Origin of the sequence: Caproicibacter sp. BJN0012 (assembly GCF_035986805.1) — a bacterium.
Lineage (GTDB): Bacteria > Bacillota > Clostridia > Oscillospirales > Acutalibacteraceae > Caproicibacter.
This window is the reverse complement of sequence record NZ_CP142518.1, coordinates 2,632,343-2,652,500: the sequence shown is the minus strand read 5'-3', so window position 1 is coordinate 2,652,500 and position 20,158 is coordinate 2,632,343. Positions and strand designations below refer to the sequence as shown.

The 20,158-nt window shown below is 49.8% G+C and carries 21 protein-coding genes and 1 pseudogene; 19 read left to right on the top strand and 3 right to left on the bottom strand.

The window, feature by feature from the left end; all coding sequences use genetic code 11:
• Positions 1–91: 91 nt before the first annotated feature.
• A pseudogene (locus VA597_RS12915) lies at positions 92–1,060 on the bottom strand (DEAD/DEAH box helicase); the annotation flags it as partial.
• 332 nt (positions 1,061–1,392) lie between these two features.
• Here VA597_RS12915 and VA597_RS12910 point away from each other — a divergent pair.
• The 8 genes from VA597_RS12910 to VA597_RS12875 all read left to right on the top strand — a co-directional run bounded on the left by VA597_RS12910 (position 1,393) and on the right by VA597_RS12875 (position 10,246).
• On the top strand, positions 1,393–2,316 hold the full coding sequence (locus VA597_RS12910) for an alpha/beta hydrolase (protein WP_442861493.1): 924 nt from the start codon (positions 1,393–1,395) through the stop codon (positions 2,314–2,316).
• A 1-nt stretch (position 2,317) separates the two neighbouring features.
• On the top strand, positions 2,318–3,607 hold the full coding sequence (locus VA597_RS12905) for a hypothetical protein (RefSeq protein ID WP_128743183.1): 1,290 nt from the start codon (positions 2,318–2,320) through the stop codon (positions 3,605–3,607).
• Complete coding sequence (locus VA597_RS12900) at positions 3,594–4,259, top strand: DUF6320 domain-containing protein (RefSeq protein WP_128743182.1); 666 nt, start codon at positions 3,594–3,596, stop codon at positions 4,257–4,259. Before VA597_RS12905 ends, VA597_RS12900 begins: the two co-directional genes overlap by 14 nt.
• Before the next feature lie 211 nt (positions 4,260–4,470).
• On the top strand, positions 4,471–5,457 hold the full coding sequence (locus VA597_RS12895) for a glycosidase (protein ID WP_128743181.1): 987 nt from the start codon (positions 4,471–4,473) through the stop codon (positions 5,455–5,457).
• A gap of 181 nt (positions 5,458–5,638) precedes the next feature.
• The gene (locus tag VA597_RS12890; RefSeq protein ID WP_128743180.1) at positions 5,639–6,676 is read left to right on the top strand and encodes a sugar phosphate nucleotidyltransferase; all 1,038 of its coding nucleotides are present in this window, start codon (positions 5,639–5,641) and stop codon (positions 6,674–6,676) included.
• A gap of 38 nt (positions 6,677–6,714) precedes the next feature.
• Positions 6,715–7,887 carry a glycosyltransferase family 4 protein gene (locus VA597_RS12885; protein ID WP_128743179.1) on the top strand — a complete coding sequence of 391 codons (1,173 nt, stop codon included), beginning with the start codon at positions 6,715–6,717 and terminating at the stop codon, positions 7,885–7,887.
• The gene (locus tag VA597_RS12880) at positions 7,884–8,918 is read left to right on the top strand and encodes a glycosyltransferase (protein WP_128743178.1); all 1,035 of its coding nucleotides are present in this window, start codon (positions 7,884–7,886) and stop codon (positions 8,916–8,918) included. Before VA597_RS12885 ends, VA597_RS12880 begins: the two co-directional genes overlap by 4 nt.
• Before the next feature lie 215 nt (positions 8,919–9,133).
• Entirely contained in the window at positions 9,134–10,246 is a 1,113-nt protein-coding gene (locus VA597_RS12875) for an alanine dehydrogenase (protein ID WP_128743177.1), read from the top strand.
• Between the two features lie 250 nt (positions 10,247–10,496).
• On the opposite strand, the gene VA597_RS12870 is transcribed toward VA597_RS12875, so the two are convergent.
• A complete protein-coding gene (locus VA597_RS12870) occupies positions 10,497–10,709 on the bottom strand; it encodes a helix-turn-helix domain-containing protein (RefSeq protein WP_128743176.1) in 213 nt (70 codons plus the stop codon).
• A 92-nt stretch (positions 10,710–10,801) separates the two neighbouring features.
• Here VA597_RS12870 and VA597_RS12865 point away from each other — a divergent pair, with 92 nt between their 5' ends.
• Complete coding sequence (locus VA597_RS12865) at positions 10,802–10,975, top strand: hypothetical protein (protein WP_164919060.1); 174 nt, start codon at positions 10,802–10,804, stop codon at positions 10,973–10,975.
• A 124-nt stretch (positions 10,976–11,099) separates the two neighbouring features.
• Complete coding sequence (locus tag VA597_RS12860) at positions 11,100–11,846, top strand: metallophosphoesterase family protein (protein WP_128743175.1); 747 nt, start codon at positions 11,100–11,102, stop codon at positions 11,844–11,846.
• A gap of 188 nt (positions 11,847–12,034) precedes the next feature.
• Here VA597_RS12860 and VA597_RS12855 read toward each other — a convergent pair whose 3' ends face one another.
• Positions 12,035–12,859 (bottom strand): hypothetical protein, encoded by an 825-nt coding sequence (locus VA597_RS12855; RefSeq protein ID WP_128743174.1) that lies wholly within the window; start codon positions 12,857–12,859, stop codon positions 12,035–12,037.
• Between the two features lie 559 nt (positions 12,860–13,418).
• Between VA597_RS12855 and VA597_RS12850 the strand changes: the two genes are divergently transcribed.
• The 9 genes from VA597_RS12850 to VA597_RS12810 all read left to right on the top strand — a co-directional run bounded on the left by VA597_RS12850 (position 13,419) and on the right by VA597_RS12810 (position 20,101).
• Entirely contained in the window at positions 13,419–13,862 is a 444-nt protein-coding gene (locus VA597_RS12850; RefSeq protein ID WP_128743173.1) for a hypothetical protein, read from the top strand.
• Positions 13,846–14,274: a ribbon-helix-helix domain-containing protein gene (locus VA597_RS12845; protein ID WP_326974737.1), complete on the top strand. Its 429-nt coding sequence runs from the start codon at positions 13,846–13,848 to the stop codon at positions 14,272–14,274. The genes VA597_RS12850 and VA597_RS12845 overlap by 17 nt, the downstream gene beginning before the upstream one ends.
• Entirely contained in the window at positions 14,267–14,479 is a 213-nt protein-coding gene (locus VA597_RS12840; protein WP_326974736.1) for a hypothetical protein, read from the top strand. Before VA597_RS12845 ends, VA597_RS12840 begins: the two co-directional genes overlap by 8 nt.
• Positions 14,480–14,599: 120 nt before the next feature.
• Positions 14,600–16,222 carry a recombinase family protein gene (locus VA597_RS12835; RefSeq protein ID WP_326974735.1) on the top strand — a complete coding sequence of 541 codons (1,623 nt, stop codon included), beginning with the start codon at positions 14,600–14,602 and terminating at the stop codon, positions 16,220–16,222.
• A 433-nt stretch (positions 16,223–16,655) separates the two neighbouring features.
• A complete protein-coding gene (locus VA597_RS12830; protein WP_326974734.1) occupies positions 16,656–17,333 on the top strand; it encodes a hypothetical protein in 678 nt (225 codons plus the stop codon).
• A gap of 78 nt (positions 17,334–17,411) precedes the next feature.
• Positions 17,412–17,618: a hypothetical protein gene (locus VA597_RS12825; protein WP_323410747.1), complete on the top strand. Its 207-nt coding sequence runs from the start codon at positions 17,412–17,414 to the stop codon at positions 17,616–17,618.
• A gap of 1 nt (position 17,619) precedes the next feature.
• The gene (locus tag VA597_RS12820) at positions 17,620–18,810 is read left to right on the top strand and encodes an antirestriction protein ArdA (protein WP_323410748.1); all 1,191 of its coding nucleotides are present in this window, start codon (positions 17,620–17,622) and stop codon (positions 18,808–18,810) included.
• Between the two features lie 119 nt (positions 18,811–18,929).
• Positions 18,930–19,217, top strand: coding sequence for a transposase (locus VA597_RS12815; protein ID WP_323410749.1), 288 nt, complete (start codon positions 18,930–18,932; stop codon positions 19,215–19,217).
• A gap of 11 nt (positions 19,218–19,228) precedes the next feature.
• Positions 19,229–20,101, top strand: a complete 873-nt coding sequence (locus VA597_RS12810) for an IS3 family transposase (protein WP_326974732.1) — start codon at positions 19,229–19,231, stop codon at positions 20,099–20,101.
• The last annotated feature ends 57 nt before the right edge of the window (positions 20,102–20,158 follow it).

Here is a 20,158-nt window from a genome sequence, read left to right as displayed (position 1 = left end):
AGTCCATGAATTTTTCCAGTGAATGCACCCTTTGAAGCTGGGACCTGCCCGCTGCCAGAGTATACGATGCTCCCGCCTTGCCTGCGCGGCCTGTGCGGCCGATGCGATGGACGTAATATTCATCTTCATCGGGAATATCGTAGTTGAACACGGCGTCGATGTCTTCGGCATCAATTCCGCGCGCCGCCACATCGGTCGCAACGAGGATAACGGTACGGCCGTTTTTAAAGTCGCTCATCACCTGATTGCGTTGATTTTGCTTTAAATCGCCATGAAGGCCGGCCGTTTGAAATCCGCTGTCGTTCAGTTGCCCGCAGAGCTCGTCAACCATCTTTTTCGTATTGCAGAAAATCAGCACCCGCTTGGGGCGATGATACTCAAGCAATAGTTTTAATGCTTTTGTCTTATCGACCCGGGGGATGTTGTAGTAGAACTGCGAGATGGTATCGACTGCTTTTTGACCTTTGTCTACTGCTATGATCTGCGGGTCGGTTTGAAATTCTTTCGTAATCTTCATAATGGCGGGCGGCATGGTCGCGCTGAACAGGACGGTTTGCCTGGTTTCGGGAGACTGCTTAAGGATGGTTTGAATATCCTCTAAAAAGCCCATGTTCAGCATTTCATCCGCTTCATCCAGAACGACCGTCTTCAGATTCTCCAACGACAAGGTCCTGCGGCGCATGTGATCCATAATACGGCCCGGAGTTCCAATGATGATCTGCGCCGTGCGCAACTGGCGGATCTGTATCTGTATGGACTGTCCGCCGCAGACGATTGTCACTTTGACATTTTGAAGGTATTTTGAAAATTTGCGCACTCCTTCACTGGTCTGTATGGCAAGTTCCCGCGTAGGGCTCAGGATCAGTACTTGGCCTCGCCCCTGATCGCTTTAAGCAACCATCTGAACGATCGGGATTCCGAAGGCGGCGGTCTTTCCTGTGCCTGTGCTGGAACGGCCGATCAGATCCCTGCCCTCCAACATCACGGGAAACGCGCCGATCTGTATGTCAGTTGCTTCCGTATATCCGATTTCCTCCACTGCCCGTAGGATTTCAGGCATTAAATTCATTTCGCTAAATTGCATGATTCTTATTTCTCATCTTTTCTTATCTTGCCGAACGGATTATATATTCAGCATATCACGAAACGATAGGGAAATAAGTGTATCCTGCACTTATAATTCTATTTGAAGAATCTGAGGACTTTTCGCGGGCAATCCGACTGCGGGGCCAATTCTCGGACGAATCTGCCGCATTTATTTTTTTCGCATTTAACGCGCCATGCCACGATAGTGTATAATAAAAGAAAGACAGGCTTCGCATCAGGCCGGAAATCTGCCGGGACCGCAAAACCCGCCCCGGACCATTATGAGAAGGAGATGCGCTGTTGGCAATCAATAAGGCGATGCGCGCGGCGTTAAAGGCAATTACGGCGTTGGAAGCCGATGTGAAGAAAAGCTATAAGGCTGAGCGTCAGGCTGAACTTCTCTTGGCGAGGCTGCGGGGCAGACCAACTGATTATCAGATGTGGGACCAAAAGATCATGTGCGGAGATCATAATGTCCCCGTGCGCATGTTCCGGCCGGCAGGCGCCGGCCCTTTCCCCGTCCTCTTGTTTTTTCATGGAGGCGGATGGGTCACCGGGGGAATCGAGAACTACACGGGCGTGTGCGCTGATCTCGCAAAAGCGACGGGGCACACGGTTGCCTCCGTGGATTATCATCTAGCGCCGGAATACCGGTTCCCCGCCGCACCGGAAGACTGCTATGCCGTTGCAAGAGAATTTTTTATGGGGCATATCCTTCCTGTCAGGCAGGAGAATATTACCTTGATAGGCGACAGCGCCGGGGGCAATCTGGCCGCGGCGGTTTCCTTGATGGCGAGAGACAGGGGGGAATTTATTCCCCGGCGGCAGATTCTGTTATACCCCGCCACCTTTAACGATTACGGCGACAGTTCCCCGTTTCCCTCGGTGAAAGAGAATGGAACAAAGTATCTGCTCACTTCCAGACGGGTTCAGAGCTTCATGGAATTATACAGCGGATCGGAAGATGATTTCGGTAATCCGTATTTTGCCCCTCTGTTGTCCCGTGATTTTTCGCGCCAGCCCCGCACGCTGATTATTTCAGCGGAGTTTTGCCCCTTGCGGGACGAAGGTGAATGTTACGGAAAAAAGCTGCGCGATGCCGGAAACGAGGTCGAGATCTACCGGATGAAGGACGCCCTGCACGCTTTCCTCATGCTTCCGTCTCGTTTTGTCCATGTAAAACGGGCCTATCAGGTGATCAATGAATTTTTAGCCAAGAGGGATATCTGACATGAAGGTGATTCAAAAGTGGAGCCGTTTGGACAATGCCGCCAAAATCTTCCCCCCAACCAGCTCGAAACATGATTCCAACGTGTTCCGCTTTACCTGCGAGCTGTATGAGACGGTGGACCCGCAAGTCCTTCAGCATGCTTTGGACCGGACGATTGTGCGGTTTCCGTTCTACAAATCCATTTTAAAAAGAGGGATGTTCTGGTATTATCTCGAAGAAAGCCAACAGCGCCCGATTGTGAAAGAGGAAAACGAATCTCCCTGCGCCCCTCTCTACAGCGCAGACCGGCCGGGGCTGCTTTTCCGTGTTTGTTATTACAAAAAGCGGATTAACCTGGAGGTTTTCCACGCCCTGACAGACGGCGTGGGAGCCGTGCAGTTCCTGCGCACCCTTGTTTATTTCTACTTAGCAGAAAAACATCCGGATTGCGCCGGAGGAGAGCTTCAGCTTGACGGGCGCGCTTCTTCGCAGGAACAGATCCGGCAGGATGCTTTCGAGCAATATTATGACAAGGATAAAAAAGTTCGGCGTGAGAAGGCAAATCACGCCTATCGCCTGAGAGGGGCGCATCTCCCGGATCACCGCATCGGGATCGTCGAAGGCGTTCTTTCGACGAAAGCCGTCCTGAAAAATGCCCATGAATGCCGCGCCTCCATGAGTGAATTCCTGACGGCGATTCTGCTTTGTTCCATCAACGACGGCATGGCCGTCAGAGACCGGCTGAAACCTGTGGCCATCACTGTCCCGGTGAATTTAAGACAATTTTTCCCGACGCAGACGGCCCGGAATTTCTTTGGGATCATCCATATCAGCTATGATTTCAAAGGGTCGGGCGCCTCTTTCCCCGAAGTGCTTGCAAAAGTCCGCAGCTCTTTCAAAGAACTGCTGGTCCCGGAAAATATGCTGGAAATCATCAACCGATACGCTTCCCTTGAAAACAATTTTGTGATCAGGGCCATTCCGCTGGAAGCCAAGATTCCCTGCCTGAGATTTGCCGGGTGGCGGGCGGAACGGGAAGATACGGCCGCACTCTCAAATATCGGCAAAATATCGATGCCGCCGGAAATGGCCGGTTTCATCCGCCTTTTCGACGCTTTTGTGGGCACCGGACATCCGCAGATCTGCCTTTGCTCCTTCGGGGATGCGCTGGCGATCAGCTACTCCTCACAATTGGAGAGCACCGATCTTCCGCGATGCTTTTTCCATCGCCTGGCGGAGCTTGGACTCGATATTGAAATTAACTCTAATTTAGAACAGTCGGAGGAAGAAGAGGCCGATGCTGTACTGTAAGAACTGCAGGGTCCGTTTACCGGGAAGCTATCGGCGCTGCCCCCTGTGTCAGGGCGACCTTTCAGGGGAAGCGGATGAAAACGGGAACGTATTTCCAACGATCCCGCTGCATACGGACGCCGAGCATGCGCTGATGGTTTGGCTGTCATTTTGCTCAATCGCCGCGGCGGCGGTCTGTACGGCAGTCAATCTGGTCCTTCCGTCCGGCGGGTGGTGGTTTCTGTTTGTGATCGGCGGGATCGGCAGCTTCTGGATCTCCCTCATACTGGTGCTGAAAAAAAGAAAAAATATTCCGAAAACCATTTTATGGCAGGTAGGCGTGCTTTCCATTTTGGCTTACGTCTGGGACCGGTTCACAGGTTTTCAGGGCTGGTCGCTGAACTATGTGCTTCCCATCCTTTGCACCAGCGCCATGGTGGCAATGTCTGTGATTGCGAGAGCCAGAAAGCTCGATATTCAGAGCTATATTTTCTATCTGATCATCGACTGTGTGTTCGGCATTTTATCTTTTATTTTATTGGTGATGGGAAAGGTCGCGGTGATGATTCCGTCCGCGATCTGTTTTGCTTCGACCATAATTTTTTTGGCCGCATTATTGCTTTTTGAGGGAAAGGCCCTGTTCGCGGAGATCCAACGAAGATTTCATTTATAGACGGCAATTTGTCTTTAAAATCCGATGAAAATATTTCCAAAAAAAATAAATATTGGAATTTGCTTGTATTATGTAAACCAAGTGGTATAATGAACTTATAAGAAGTTGAATATTTTGGTACCGTTGCAGAGGGAAGAGGACGTCATTGGTAGCAAATATTACTTGACATTTCACTTTATCAAATTGATTTTTCAGAAAGAATGGCGTTTTATTGCAACATTTTGTAACCAGGCTGAAAAGCTACGACAATACATATCAGGACTTATTTGTCCGTTACCCGTCCAATCCGATTTTATCAGCCAAGGATTGGCCGTATCCGGCCAATACGGTATTCAATCCGGCGGTTACATCTTTTCAAAATAAGATATTGTTGCTTGCGCGTGTGGAGGACCGGAGAGGTTTTTCCCATTTTACGAAAGCGGTCAGTGAAAGCGGCATCGTCAACTGGATGATCGACAAGCAGCCGACTTTCGAGGCGGACCCGGAGAACCATCCCGAGGAAGCTTGGGGTGTTGAGGATCCACGGATTACGCGGCTTGAGGAATTAGACAGATGGGGAATTACCTATACCGCGTTTTCAAAATCCGGGCCAATGGTTTCTCTCGCGCTGACGAAAGACTTTGCTGAATTTGAGAGAATGGGCCCTCTCCTGCCCCCTGAGGATAAAGATGCCGCTTTATTCCCAAGAAGGATAAACGGAAAATGGATTCTGATTCACAGACCGATTATGGTAAGCGGGGAACCGGGGATGCATATCTGGGCGTCGAGTTCAAAGGACCTGAAACATTGGGGAGACCACAAGGTGCTGATTCCTGCGCGCGCAGGTGCCTGGTGGGATGCCAATAAGGTCGGACTAAGCGCACAGCCGCTTGAAACCCCGGATGGCTGGCTGATTCTGTATCATGGCATGAGGCAGACTGCCGCAGGGGCCATCTACCGCTTGGGCCTGGCGCTCCTTGACCGGGAAAACCCTTTTCGGATTCTGCGAAGAAGCGACGAGTGGATCTTCGGGCCGCAGACGACTTATGAGAAAGAGGGAGACGTGGGCGGAGCGGTATTTCCCTGCGGATGGCTGCTGGACCCGGCTACGGAAAAAGTCAGGATGTATTACGGCGCCGCAGATACCTGCATCGCTCTTGCCACAGCGGATTTGAGCGATTTGCTTCAGTATATCGAATCCTGTCCGGAAGTGAAATAGGAAGATATAATTAAATATTATATTACGCCGAGCCTGTTTTGCTGAAAGTAAAAACAGGCTCGGCTTTTTATAAATGCATGTGGAATCCTGCATGCATAATCGTAAATCCCGGGATGGAACATGCCCGGCTGGTAGAAGTGAAATTCTTCCGGGCAGTAATCTTCTTTAGAGAAAGGGAAACATGAAAGCATTATTTTTAGCGGGAGGAATGGGAACGAGGCTGAAGCCTTTAACCGATGAGATCCCCAAACCGATGGTTCCAATTATGAACAGGCCTTTGCTTGAGCGGAACATGGAGAATCTCAAAAAGTGCGGAATCCGTGAAATCGTGATCAGCACCTGTTACAAGTCCCGGTATATCAGGGAATATTTTGGCGACGGAAGTAAATTCGGATTAAAAATAGAGTATATCTGCGAGGACCTCCCGCTGGGAACGGGCGGCGCCATCAAGAAAGCCGGGGATTTGTTTGACGACACGTTTTTAGTGTTCAATGCAGATATCCTTTGTAGCATGGATTTTATGGAGCTTGTGACATTTCATCAGTCAAGATCCGCTGCTGTGACGATCGCCGTCACCCAGGTGGACAATCCCTCTGCCTATGGCGTGATTGAACAGGATGAGAACGGCTATGCCACATCTTTTACCGAGAAGCCGAGGGCGGAGGAAATCAGATCTAATTACATCAACGCTGGAGTTTATGTGATGGAGCCCGAAGTGCTCAGGGGGATTCCGGAAGGCCGCCCGGTATCGGTGGAACGGGAGACTTTCCCCGCGCTTTTGCGAAGCGGAAGCAAGGTGGCTGTTTATAAAAGCGGCTCTTACTGGATGGATATTGGCACGCCTGAAAAATATCTGCAGACGCACGAAGACATCATGGCCGGGAAATGCCTGATAGAAAACCTGGATTTCAACAACCAAAGCGTAATCAAAGACGGCAAATCCATGATAGACTCCACCGCCAAGATCATCGGTCCCGTTTATATCGGCAATCATGTCAAAATCGGGGCGTACACCACAATCGGGCCGGATGCGGTGATCGGGGATCATGTCTGGGTCCACACGGGCGGCAGCGTGGCTGACAGCATCCTCTGGGACAACGTGGATATAGGAACTTACGCAAAATTAAAAGGCGCAGTCGTTGCTTCGAACTGTAACGTCAAGGATGGTACCATTCACAGTGATACGGCTTTCACCGTGAGTGAAAGCGTCGGGTGGTAATCGTTTTAGATGACGAAGACACGGAAGGAGTGATTGTCATGATTTCTGAAACACCGATGAACATAGCCTTTTTAAGCACATATCCCCCAAGGGAATGCGGGCTTGCAACGTTTACGCAGGATCTCGTGATGCAGTTGAGCAAGATCCCTGCGACAAGCCAATGCAGGATCGTCGCCGTCAGCGACAAAAGTTTTCGGTACGACGGCAGGGTCATGCTGGAGCTTGCCCAAAACAACAAAGACAATTATAGAAAAATGGCGGAAAGGCTGAATCATTCGGGGATTGAGCTTTTAGTGATCGAGCACGAGTACGGTATCTATGGCGGCAAATGGGGCGAATATTTGCTCGACTTGGTCAATGCCCTGAAAATTCCATTTGTGACGACGCTGCATACCGTGCTCCCGCTGCCGAACACGGAACAGCGGCATATCCTGCATGCCCTTGGAGAAAAGGGAGAAAGAGTCATTACCATGGCGCATAACACGGTGGACATTTTAAAGGATGCTTACGGCATTGAGCCATCCAAAATAGCAGTCATCAACCACGGCGTACCCGATATGCCGATGAAATCCAGAGAAAATCTGAAAACGGAGAACAAACTGGAAAAGCGGTTTGTAATCAGCACGTTCGGGCTTCTAGGACCGGGAAAAGGTCTGGAATACGGGGTGGAGGCCATCGCAAAGGTGGCAAAGGACGATCCGAACGTACTCTATCTCATCCTGGGGCAGACCCATCCCGCGGTCAAAAAGACGTCCGGGGAGAATTATCGGAAATCCCTGGAGGCGCTGGTAGAAAAGCTTGGCATCGCAGACAATGTCCGGTTTGTAAACAAGTATCTCTCAAAAGAGGAGATCATCCGCTATCTGAAGTTCTCCGATCTTTATCTGACCCCCTATCTCGACAAAGATCAGGCGGTGAGTGGGACGCTGGCCTACGCCGTCGGGTGCGGCCGCGTCATTGTTTCAACGCCCTACAGCTACGCAAATGAAATGCTGTCGGAGGGGAGGGGGCTGCTTGCAAAATTCAGGGACCCGGAATCGATTGCAAGCTGCATCGGATATGTGATCGGCCATCCGGAGGAAAAGAGACGGATGGAACAGAAGACATTGGAAACCGGCAAGACGATGCTGTGGGGGCATGTGGCGCAGCAATATAAAAACCTGTTTGCCGACGTCCTGCAGCAACATGACAGCTTGGCGGTCACCGCATGAATAGAAGCGATCGTTTGACTGCAATCAAGACAGATCATATTTTCCATATGACCGACGACACCGGGATGCTGCAGCACTCCACCTACGGCGTTCCCAATCTCTCAGAGGGATATACGTCCGACGACAATGCCAGAGCGCTGATCATGGCCGTGGGCCTGTATGATCGATACGGCGGAAAAAAATTTGAAAAATTAATCTACAGGTATGCTGCTTTCCTGTGCCATGCTCAGAACGCGGGCGGAACCTTCCGGAATTTCATGGGTTACAACCGTGAATTTCTGGAAGAAGAAGGTTCCGAGGACTGTTTTGGGCGCTGCCTGTGGGCTTTGTGCTACGCATTTGACAATTCCGCCACTCCGCAAAACGTGAAAAGCACCCTTGAGAAAGTAATTGAGCAGGCCCTGCCCAATTGCCTGAAACTCATTTCCCCCAGAGCAAAGGCCTACGCGGTCATCGGGCTGGGATGTCTTGGCGGCGGAGAAGGCTACGATGATTCTGTTTCTAATTTGGCAGTTTCCCTCGCCAAACAGTATGATCTTCATAACAATAACGACTGGCACTGGTTTGAAGACAGCATGACCTACTGCAATGCAACGCTGCCGTGGGCAATGTTTGTCGCTTATCGAATTACAAAGGAAAAACGATTTCGGGAAATCGGATTTCAAAGTCTGGATTTTCTGCAAAGCGTGACGTTCACGAAGGATTATTTTAAACCGATCGGCTGCAATGGCTGGCTTCAAAAAGGTGAGGAGCCGGCAGGGTTTGACGAACAGCCCGTAGAAGCCTGCGAAATGACGCTTGCGTTCCTTGAGGCCTATGCGGTCTCCAGGGATAAAAAATTTCTCGGCAGGGCTGAAACATGCTTTTCCTGGTACCGCGGCAACAATTCGGAAAAGCTGTGCCTGCTTGATCGGGAAACAGGCGGCTGTTACGATGGAGTGGAACCGGACGGATTGAACCTGAACCAGGGAGCCGAAAGTGTCGTATCCTTTTGGATCGCTTATCTGGCAATGAAAACGCATTCCAAATGATTTTCCCATCCGGCTTTCTTGCCATCCGTTCGGCAGCGGATATCAGGTACATACGTCAAAAAGAAGCCAATGCTATTGTGGGCTTCTTTTTTGAATATTTCGCAGGGCTCTTTCAAAGTTTTGCACCGATAATAATCCTCTTCACACCGCCATGAATCCTTTGTTTTTGGGGATAATGATAATATATTAAAAAGTATGACTGTGAGGACGTAAATATGGATATTGCAGTAATCGGCACTTCAAAGAAAGAGCATGAAAAAAGGGTTCCCATCCACCCGGATCAAATTAGTTGGATCCCGGTGGAAACAAGGAAGCATTTATTCTTTGAAATGGGATATGGCGTTCCGTTCGGTATGGACGATGAGAGAATATCTCTGCTGACCGGAAACCGTTTGATAGAACGCGAAAAGCTTTTTCATGTTTGTCAGGCAATATTAATTACAAAACCTGTTCCGGAAGATTTTGAAGAGATGCAGGAGGATTCCCTCGTGTGGGGATGGCTGCACAGTGTCCAACAGAGTATCATCACTCAGTATGCCATAGATAAAAAGCTGACACTCATAGCGTGGGAAAATATGTATCATCAGGGAGAACGCGATCTAACCCATATATTTTATAGAAACAATGAGATGGCCGGATACTGCGGCGTTCAGCACGCCCTTCAACTGACGGGAATAGACGGCGGCTATGGGCCGAAGCGAAAGGTAGCCGTTATCAGCATGGGTTCTGCCAGCAGGGGCGCTCTCTATGCTTTACAGGGGCATGGATTCAGCGATATCACGGTGTACACCCGCCGGCCGTCCTATTTGACCGTCGATAAAATACCGGGAATCCAGTATCGGCAAATAACTAAAAACGGGGCAGGACGAATCGAAGTCATAGGTTATGACGGAGATAAAACGCCTTTTGCTGATGAGCTGGTAGATAAGGACGTCATTGTAAACGGCGTCCTGCAGAATCCTAATCATCCGGATATTTACGTTGGGAAAAACGATATTCAAAAATTTAAAAAGACATGCCTGATCATTGATATAAGCTGTTCATTGGGAATGGGGTTCAGCTTTGCGCGTCCGACAAGCTTTTCCGATCCGATTTTTAAAATTGGGAATATCAAATATTATGCGGTCGATCATACCCCATCTCTTTTATGGAACAGCGCATCCTGGGAAATATCAAACGGAATCCTGCCTTATTTGCCGTATATTGTTGAGGAATCAAATAATAAAGTATTAGAAGATGCAACCGATATAAAAGATGGAAAAATTCTAAATAAAGATATTTTGTCTTTCCAAAACCGTGCCCTGACATATCCATATAAGCAACTCTAAAGACAGAACGATAAAACATGCAACAGCCGCTACGGTTAGTCCACATCGGGTATGTCGTTTACTATGTGATCCGAATGCGGGATTGATAGATGATGCTGATTCTCAACGGCGGAGACAAGCCAATCATGATTGATGAGACTTTGCATTGCCTGACAACTTATGTAAAAAAGCATCGTCAGAATTGCAGCACCAAGATAACTTGCTCTATGTGAAGCTCTGGGTAAGACGGATCATATCCGACCCATACCACTTATTTGTAAGGCGTTCTATTGTTTGTGAGGCCAAGAATATAATCTACACTGGTCTTATAAAGCCGTGCAAGCTTGATAAGAACCTGCGTTGGTATGTCGTTTTCGCCGGTTTCATATTTGGAATAGCCAGTCTGAGACATTTCCAAAAGGCGCGCGAGCTGGATTTGATTCAAATCTGCGTCCTCGCGCAGGTCTCGAAGTCTTTGGTACACGTAAATCACCTCGGCATTAGTATCCCATAACCTGAATTAGGTTATTGATTTTCAACCTGAAATAGGTTATAATGCTTTCTGAGGTGATAGCCTTGCCTGATTACAAAGATATGTACCAAAAGTTGTTTTGTGCAACGGAGAATGCAATCGACATGCTGATTTCCGCTCAGCGGGAAGTCGAAGAAGTGTACATATCAGATCCGGAACCGGAGATAAAGCTTGTCGAATTGCCCCAGGCGGGCACGACAGAAAAAGATGATAAATGAATTTGGTGCTCCCAGCGATAGCATCTATGCAGTTTGCGATTCAGCGGTTAGTGTCCGGCAATGCTATTCAGGGCATGGCTCTGGTTTTTATGATATCCTATAAAATCAGAGGCAAGGTGACGGTATGATTTTTATAACCGGCGACACACACGGCGATTTTATCCGCTTCAGTGCGGACATTTTCCCTGAACAGAAGCGTATGACTAAGGACGATTTTGTCATTGTGTGCGGCGATTTCGGCATCTGGGCGGAGAACAAGCAGGAGCGTTACTGGCTGAAATGGCTGGAGGAAAAATCGTTTACCACGCTGTTTGTGGATGGCAATCATGAAAACTACGATTTACTGGCGCGGTATCCGGTTGTCGAATGGCATGGCGGCGAGGTTCAGTTCATTCGGAGATCTGTGATTCATTTGATGCGCGGACAGGTCTATGAGATCGAAGGAAAGCGCTTTTTTGCAATGGGAGGAGCCTCTTCTCATGACATCAGCGACGGAATTCTTGAGCCGGATGCGCCGGATTTTCTCAAGCGACTGAAAATTATGCAGGTACAGGACAGATTTTACCGGATCAACCATATCTCATGGTGGGAGGAAGAACTCCCCTCTGATAAGGAATATGAGACTGCACTTGCCAATCTGGAACGCTGCGGCTGGAGATTGGATTACATGGTCACCCATTGCTGTCCTACCAGCATTGCGAATATTCTCGGGGGAGGGGAGTACCAGTCTGATCGTCTCACCGACTTCTTTGAGACCGTGAAAAACCGCTGTGAGTTTAAATATTGGATTTTCGGTCACTACCATGAAAACCGAGCCATTGAGAAAAAATTTATCGCCCTATATGAACAGATTGTTCAAATTGAGAGTTAGCAAAGGGCCGACGCTTTGGTAAAGAAGCGTCGGCCCTTTGCTAACTGCACCAAGTTGGTGCAGTTTTTATTTAACAGGAGAAAAAGCAAGAAGGAATGCACCAACTTGGCTCACCTCTAAAGGAAAAGTATACCATGATATCATAAATTTTTCTGGATTCATCCAAATGTATAACTATCTTTGTGCGCTTATTTTTCTCCCGCTGTTTCAGCAAGCCGTCTTCTACACCGGGACTGTTTAACATTTTCCACGTTGCGACAGGAGGCGGAGCAATACGCCGCGCGTGTTCGGTGAGTCAGCAACGGCTTGCCGCATCGCTTGCAAAGGCGGATTGCCGGAACAGCTTCCAATAGCATTTCTGCAAAGCCGATCTCACAGGCGCTCTTCAGAGAATCAAACGCCCAGCGTCGTTTGGCCTGGCCGTTCTCAATCTGATATCGCATCCGAACATTCCCAAGTGTCAGGGGATATGGCTCGCCACGCGAGAACCGCTCCAACCGCTCCAGTAACTGCTGACCATATCGTCCATACCAGGTCACTGCTTCACAGTGTTCATAGTTCAACTCATAAAGAATCGGTTCCCCTGGAGAATCATTCCGTTGTTCACCTTTCCTGCTTCGCTTTTTCCGTCGCCTCTGTAAATACAGTTCTCTCTGAAATGGGCGGAACGTCTGTTCCTGCTGCTGTTCCGTAAGCGCTTTTGCGTTCAACACACTACCTGAATACAATTTGACGCTATTGTCTTCATATCGTTTTTGTATTTCCGACTCTTCAAAGCCGAGCAAACCATATTGAAAACAAAACCTCTGCACTTCATCGCTGATTTCTTTTCCCCGGCGAGAGAGATAACCAATACAAAGTAATTCATATAGGATTTCATCCATAACAGAAAAAGGATCATATTCGACACCGCCTGAATCCCTGGCCTCGAGCAGATATTCTCCTTGTTCCGGATGAATCTGAATAGAATTATACGGAGAGGTGCCGCAGAGTTCTCCGTATTCCTTTTCCATCCCTTATTACCCTCCCAAAAGATAATATATAGATTTGTATTATTATTATCTTATCACAAAACAAATTCGTTGTCACTGATATTTTGGAGGGATTTATACCAACCGCTTGCAGTCATATTCAACAATTGATAGATTCCTAAACTGTGCATGCATATGAAATTTTTCAGCTTTTACAAAAAAATCCGTTCAGTACCCGATTTCAATTGCTTTTATAGTAAAGAAATTTTTTGATGCAAAATCGGGAGGTATGTGTCAATGAAGTACAGAAATTTAACTGCTCGGTAAAACAGATCAGAATATCATTTCTCAGGAGTAAACCATTGGGTCGAAAACGGTGCAGGTTAAATCGCGGCGCCGCTTGCGGCGTCCGCGAGGTTCACACCGTCCCGCAACGCGGGTCGGGACGCGGGTTTGCGGGATTTTACGCGCCTTGGTTGGAGAAAGAAACAATCCGAAGCACGGCCCCGACGAAGCCGTCCGGATGTCAGACTATTGCCGAAGATTGGGCATTTGTCAGGAAGTCCCCAGCGAATTTTAGAGGTGAAAGGAGCTTATAGCAGTGAGCAATGATAAGAAAGAAAAGACCGGGATCTGGATGCCGCCCGATATGGTTAAGCAGATCGATGCTGTGTTTCCGCTGTATGAATGCTCGAGCCGGAGCGATTTCGTCTGCCGGGCGGTCAAATTTTACCTCGGCTTCCTTCAAACGAAAAACAGTACGGAGTACATCCACAAAACCACCCTTACGTTTCTGGAGGATCAGTTTGCAAAATTGGAAGCCCGTATCTGCCGTCAGCTGTTCCGGATGTGTGTGGAGCTCGCCATGGTCTCCCATATAACCGCGTGCCAGTTTAACCTGGACGATGAAGGGCTGAAAAAGCTTCGCAAAAAGTGTGTAAAGGATGTCAAATGTACAATCGGCAACATCCGCTTTGACAATATCTATTCGTATCAACATGAAGGACTTAACCCGGAGGAGGATGCGGATGAATCAGAGAATTGAGAAAATCACGGTATCTCTGCCAGTTGAAACCCTGCGACTTGCGGACGAGAACCGGGAGCGGCTCGGCTTCCAGAACCGTTCAGAGCTCATTGATGCCTCTATCCGGGAATTTGTAAGCCGGGATATTTTGCGGCAGTTTTCCGGTGAACTGGCGGAACTCTATGGAAAGATTGAGCGCAGCGAAATGAAGGATCTGGAGGAGCATCTGTCAAAGCTTTCCTACAAAATTGCGGTGGAGTTGGCGCAGGTCAACCTGCTTCTTGCGTCGCTGCTGGAGATTCCATATGACGAGACGCAGAAACTAAGAGGGAAAGCCGTGCGGCTGGTCAATCAAAGCAGGGGCTACGTTCCACTGAAGAATGCGATAAAGAGCAAAATGAAGCTTGATATCATGGAGGAAGACGATGAATAAAGAACAGTTTCAGGAAGCGCTGGACAAGGCCCACGGCGTGATTTTGCCCGTAGAAAAAGCTGCCCACAGCATAAAAGTTGGGGGAGTCAGTTTTTGCGTAATCGACCGGTTCTGCGGCTGGGAAACCATCGTCCCGAAATTGGGCGAGTTGATGATCGAAGATATGGAACAGACTAATGAACGCAAAAATGAAAATTTGGGCTGAACATAAAATTGTAATAGCTTTGGGGCCGTGTCTGTGGTATGTTGGACATACAGACAGGTTGCTGTTGCGAACAGGCGGTCCCGCAGCGCGGGGCGATATTGAGTCCGGGAAAGGAGTGTTATGCAGGCAACAGTAAATGCCGGCATCTATTGCCGGCTTTCCGTAGATGACCCCGATACAGACGAAAGCGAGAGCATCCAAACCCAGAAAGCAATGCTGACCGACTACTGCCACCAGCACGGATTTCATATTGTGGATTACTTTATTGACGACGGCGTGAGCGGAACTTCGTTCGACCGCCCGGACTTCCGACGAATGCTGGATGCCATTGAATCCGGAACCATCAATACCGTTATCTGCAAGGACTTGAGCCGTTTTGGTCGAAACTATTATGAGTCCGGAATGTACCTGGACAATTATTTCATCCGAAAAAACATCCGGTTCATCGCGCCGGGCAACTCGGTGGACAGCGCCAACGGAGCTTACAATCTGAGCGTTCCCATTTTGAATATGATGAATGACTTCTACGCCCGCGATATTTCCACCAAAACTAGGGACGCAAAAAAAGCCCGCGCCAAACAGGGGATGTACCTCGCCGCCAAAGCTCCTTACGGGTATATTAAAGATCCAGCCGATCGGCATCACCTGATTGTGGACGAGGATGCGGCGGCGATCGTGCGACGCATTTTTGACATGGCGGCCCACGGGGCGGGCTATAACAAGATTGCCCGAACACTCCACGCCGAGGACATCCCTAATCCGCTGACCTACTTCAACCAGAAAAATCCGGACTATTATCACAGCGACTACTGGAAACAGGGAACGCAGTGGCATGTGACATCCATCCAGTCCATCCTGAACAATCCCGTCTATCTGGGCTGCGTCGCCCACAACCGGGTGGGCAGCAAGGTCATGAACGGGAAAACGGAGAAAAAAGCCAGGGAGGATTGGATTGTGGTGGAACATACTCATGAGCCGCTGGTCAGCGCGGAGCAATGGGAAATTGTTCATAAACAGATGGAATCCAGACGCAGAGCGCAAAAGGATGGAGAGCCGCAGATGTTCGCGGGACTCCTCTATTGCTCAGACTGCGGCAGCGCCCTCTCCTTCTCAGCGGTTCACCGCAAGACCAAGCCGGACGGCGGGCAGTACAAATGCTGGTATTACATGCGCCACGGCAAGGAATACTGTTCCAGCCACTACATCACCCTGGATCAGATCAGCACCGTTGTTCTGGACGATGTCCGCAGGCAGGCCCGGTATGCGTATCTCTACCATGGACAGTATCTGAAAACGCTCAGGGAGGCCAAAGCCGAACAGGGCGTCAAGCAGCTTCAGAGCTGGAAAAAAGAGGCTGAGAAATGTAAAAAGCGCCTTGCGGCACTGGACGGCATTCTCAAGAAACTGCTGGAACAGAACGCGGCGGGAGCCATCACAAACGAGCGCTTCGCCGCCCTGTCCGCCGATTACGAGCAGGAACGCAAAGCACTGGAGGAAGCGGTCGCGGACTATGAAAAAGCCGCACAGAGCGCCCGTGAAGGCGAGGAACAGGCGGAGCAGTTCGTGGAACTGATTCAGGAATACACAAATCTGACTGCACTGGACGCCCGGATTCTTAATAAGCTGATCGACAAGATCGTCGTGCATCAGCGGGAGAAGGACGCAGAGGGCAATATCACCCAACTGGTGGAAATTTATTATAAATTCGTAGGAATGACCGTACTTAATTTTAAGGAGCAATAATCTGTGGTTTTATCAACATCCCAAGGTCGAGAGTTCGATCCTCTTCGTCTCCACCAAGAAAGCGGTTAAATCGATTGATTTAGCCGCTTTTTTATAACTTTTTTGAGGATTTTGAGGGCCTGCGAACCTGCCGTTTCCACGCTTTTTCGTAAAATTGGCCTCGCCTGGTTCGCATCCTATTTTCCCATGTGAAAAAGAGGGCAAGAATTGACTCAAAAGCCATCCCTAAAATGCCACAGGCAAAACAGCCTCAAAACCTTAGAAGTTGCGAACTATACCTTGCGCTCGGTTCGCATCTAAATTTCCAAAAGTATTGCAATATCAAGAAAAATCGAACTTCTCCCCAGAAGTACAATAGGGTGCTCAGGGCCAACATTCTGCAAAGAATGCTGGCCTTTTTGTTTTAAAAAATGCAATTTAAGGAGTGAACGGAATGGAACAGAATGATTCGAAAAATAGGACTGATTTTTTTACGGAGATCGGCATCGCCCTGCGGCGAGACGGCTATGATACTTCCGTCCCTGACAATGGACTGCTGCCCGTATTGGTCGACAGGCTTCCCCTCTGCCGGATCAGCGAAACCGGCAGCGTCAGATACCGGGACGCGGATATCGGAAGCGTGGAGCGCAAAGATGCTTTGCACGAAGTAACCCAGACTGCGGAAACTGTGTCGGAGTATATGAAGCTCATGGATGCGGCTCCGCTTCTCAAGGCGCAGGGGCTGGACGAGACGTACAGGCTGCTGGCCGATTTCAACGGTGTTGTCCTTGCCGGTCACGCCACCCGGTATGGCGTTCAGTTTGTCACCTGGGACTGGGATTACGAGAAAACCGGAGTGACACAGGGGCACTACATGTCGAATAACTATACCGCTGCCAAGCAGGATTTTGCCGTGCGCAGCGGTTTGATTCGGCGAGGACAGCTTTTCTCGCCCGAGCAGCTGACAGAGCTGTCCCGCTGTGTGCAGGCTGTGTTGGATGACCAGAACGAGCTCACCTGCGATCAGGAAACGCTGCTCCGCGAAACGCAGGAGCAGATAGAAACGCTTGTCCCCAATTTACAGCAGCGGATGGCGCAGGAGCAATCCGCATTTTCTCAGCCGACCATGTAAAAGTAAATCAGAGCCAAAAGCGCCGGAGTTTTCCATTGAAAGCTTCGGCGTTTTTTTGTGTTCAGGAAGGAATCTGTCATGGAAAATAGGCTCTATCGCCACAAATGGCCGTTTCTGTTTGCGCCGGAACATTCGTCCGCGCAGGCAGAGTGCCCGACCTGCACCGTATTTGCGCGCTGCGACGGCTGTCCCTATCCGGCCCACGGCTTCATCTGCTGGGGCGGCGACGGTGACTGCATACGGTCTATCACAGAGAAAATGAATAAAAGGCAGGAGGAAAAATGAAATGCTGCAAGCGGTACTCGCGAATCCTAACCACCCCCAATACGGCGTTGCCACAATTCCCTTCCCAGTCAAAAACAGCGACTATGAAAGCACCATGGATCTGTTGGAGCCGCTGGAGATCGGCGATGCGGTCAAGCAGGACTGCCGAATTGAGGAAATCCGCAGCGAGCTGTCGGCACTCAAGCGATTGGAGCGTTCCAACGCCAACCTCGACGAAATAGACTACCTCGCCAAGCGGCTGGACAGCTTTGATGAGTACGAGAAAGCGCAATTTCAGGGCATGGCCTCACGGCTCGATCTCCACGGCATCGACGAGTTCATCAATCTGAGCTTCTGCTGTCAGGAGGCCACCGTGGCTACAGATTTCAGGGGCCTGGAGTCTCTGGGCCGCAGACACTACCTGACAATGAACGGCGGTTCTGCGGCTGTTGAAGAAATGAAAAACAAGGATTTCCGTGAAATTGCGCTGGCACTTCTGGAGGGCGCGGTGGGACGAGTCACGCCCTACGGCGTGGTGTACGACAATGACTTTGAAATGGCGCAGCTCTATGACGGCCGCAATTTTCCGCAATATCGCTACGAGGACTGCTTAATGGAGCTGGAGATGGCTTCCCGCTACGCGCCGGTAGACAGCTCAGCGGTCTATCTCTATCTGCCTGTATCGCAGACACAGCTCGAGCGCGCCATGCTACGCGCCGGTATCGACAACTATGGCAATCTGTGCATGCGTTTTTTGGAAAGCGAGTTGCCAGAGGAGGTTGATGCGGCGCTGGACTTTGAGAATGAAAGTCTGTCGAATCTCAATGAGATGTGCCGTGCCATTGAGCAGTTAAGCCCTGCCGACCATGAAAAGCTGGGAGCGGTTGTAGCACTCGCTAAACCGGAGCAAGCCAATCAGATCACCAACCTTGCGAAAGAGTTGGAGATGTTCGAATATATTCCCAAGGTGCGTACCCCAGAGGAATACGGCAAGTACATAATTATAGAGTCCGGCCATTTCGAGTACGATGAAAACCTCGTCGGCTATATCGACTTTGCACGATACGGGGCCGAGCGTATAGAGCACGAGCAGGGAGAGTTCGTTGATCGCGGCTATGTGGCCTATCATGGAACAATGCAATTGGAGACGCTGATGGCGGATGCCCCAATTGGAGGCGTAGGTCTACAGATGGATAATATAACGCTGTTCTGAGTGTAAACATAATGAGAATCTTGCTCTTATTAAATAAGACTGGAGGGATATCATAGAAGTGCAGAGGGCAAACACCCAAAATGTGATAGGATTAAGAAAAGAACAAGGTGGTGTTTGCAATGCGCAAATATGACAAGGAGTTCAAAGAAGAAGCGGTCAAGCTGTCCGATGAAATCGGCGTGAAGCAGGCGGCGGCACAACTGGGCATTCCGTACTACTCTCTGGCGGAGTGGCGGCAGAAGCGAAAGGCCTTCGGAGATCACGCCTTCGTCGGCAGCGGCATTCGCCGTGACGCGCCGCTTTCCGAGAACGAGCGCCGACTGATAAAGGAAATCGTGGAGCTGCGGAAAGCTAATGAGATTCTCAAAGATGCGCTGGGTTTTTTCGCCAAAGACCGGAAACGGTAAAGCCGGTGCGGTTGTATGAGTACATCACGCTGCGCCGTGAGCGGTTCTGCATTCATACCATGTGCCGGGTTGTGAAAGTCAGTGAATCCGGGTACTACCGCTCTTTGCAGTCGGCTGGCAAGCCAAAACCGTGGCAGCTGCTTCTGGTCAAAATACGAGAGATTTATAAACAAAACCCGGACAATGACAATTATGGTGTTGGCCGAATTCTTCTGGCGCTTACACAGCATGGTATCCGGGAAAGCCGAAGCAGCGTACGGCGAGCCATGAAGCGTGGAGGTCTGCTCCATCGCTCTTCTCGTCACTCCAGCAGTCTGACAAAAGCAGACTTGGCTGCGCAGAAGGCGGAGAACCTGATTCACCGGGATTTTACCGCAGACGCTCCTAACCGGAAGTGGCTGACGGATATCACGCAGATCCAGTGTCAGGACGGCAAGCTGTACCTGGCAGCAGTTCTGGACTGTTATAACGGAGAGATTGTCGGTCTTGCCATGGATGACAACATGAGGAAAGGGCTGTGTATTCGGGCTTTCCAGTCTGCTTGCCAGGTGCAGGGGGCTTATGGGATGACCCTGCACAGCGACCGCGGCAGCCAGTTTACCAGTGCCGCATTTTGGAAGCTGCTGGCGCAATACGGTGCGGTTCAAAGCATGAGCGGTACAGGCCGCTGCTACGACAACGCCAGGATGGAGAGCTTTTTTGCTACGCTGAAGAAGGAAAAGCTTTATCGAATCAGGACGGAGCGGATGCCCATGACACAGGTTAAGAGCATCGTGTTCCGGTACATCATGACCTACTACAATCGGCAGAGAATCTACACTGCGAACCCCGGCGGTCTGCCGCCGGCCATGTATCGTCAGGCCGCCAGAGGCCTGGCCGCATAAGCTGCAGATTTTGGGTGTTCACGTTCTGCACGGATCTTGACTTCTCCAGACTGCAAG

Coding starts and splice junctions, on each gene's coding strand:
- VA597_RS12820 (WP_323410748.1), top strand. CDS start 17,620: ATGCTGCAAGCGGTACTCGCGAATCCTAACCACCCCCAATACGGCGTT.
- VA597_RS12815 (WP_323410749.1), top strand. CDS start 18,930: ATGCGCAAATATGACAAGGAGTTCAAAGAAGAAGCGGTCAAGCTGTCC.
- VA597_RS12825 (WP_323410747.1), top strand. CDS start 17,412: ATGGAAAATAGGCTCTATCGCCACAAATGGCCGTTTCTGTTTGCGCCG.
- VA597_RS12890 (WP_128743180.1), top strand. CDS start 5,639: ATGAAAGCATTATTTTTAGCGGGAGGAATGGGAACGAGGCTGAAGCCT.
- VA597_RS12900 (WP_128743182.1), top strand. CDS start 3,594: ATGCTGTACTGTAAGAACTGCAGGGTCCGTTTACCGGGAAGCTATCGG.
- VA597_RS12845 (WP_326974737.1), top strand. CDS start 13,846: ATGAATCAGAGAATTGAGAAAATCACGGTATCTCTGCCAGTTGAAACC.
- VA597_RS12830 (WP_326974734.1), top strand. CDS start 16,656: ATGGAACAGAATGATTCGAAAAATAGGACTGATTTTTTTACGGAGATC.
- VA597_RS12880 (WP_128743178.1), top strand. CDS start 7,884: ATGAATAGAAGCGATCGTTTGACTGCAATCAAGACAGATCATATTTTC.
- VA597_RS12860 (WP_128743175.1), top strand. CDS start 11,100: ATGATTTTTATAACCGGCGACACACACGGCGATTTTATCCGCTTCAGT.
- VA597_RS12905 (WP_128743183.1), top strand. CDS start 2,318: ATGAAGGTGATTCAAAAGTGGAGCCGTTTGGACAATGCCGCCAAAATC.
- VA597_RS12855 (WP_128743174.1), bottom strand. CDS start 12,859: ATGGAAAAGGAATACGGAGAACTCTGCGGCACCTCTCCGTATAATTCT.
- VA597_RS12840 (WP_326974736.1), top strand. CDS start 14,267: ATGAATAAAGAACAGTTTCAGGAAGCGCTGGACAAGGCCCACGGCGTG.
- VA597_RS12875 (WP_128743177.1), top strand. CDS start 9,134: ATGGATATTGCAGTAATCGGCACTTCAAAGAAAGAGCATGAAAAAAGG.
- VA597_RS12885 (WP_128743179.1), top strand. CDS start 6,715: ATGATTTCTGAAACACCGATGAACATAGCCTTTTTAAGCACATATCCC.
- VA597_RS12835 (WP_326974735.1), top strand. CDS start 14,600: ATGCAGGCAACAGTAAATGCCGGCATCTATTGCCGGCTTTCCGTAGAT.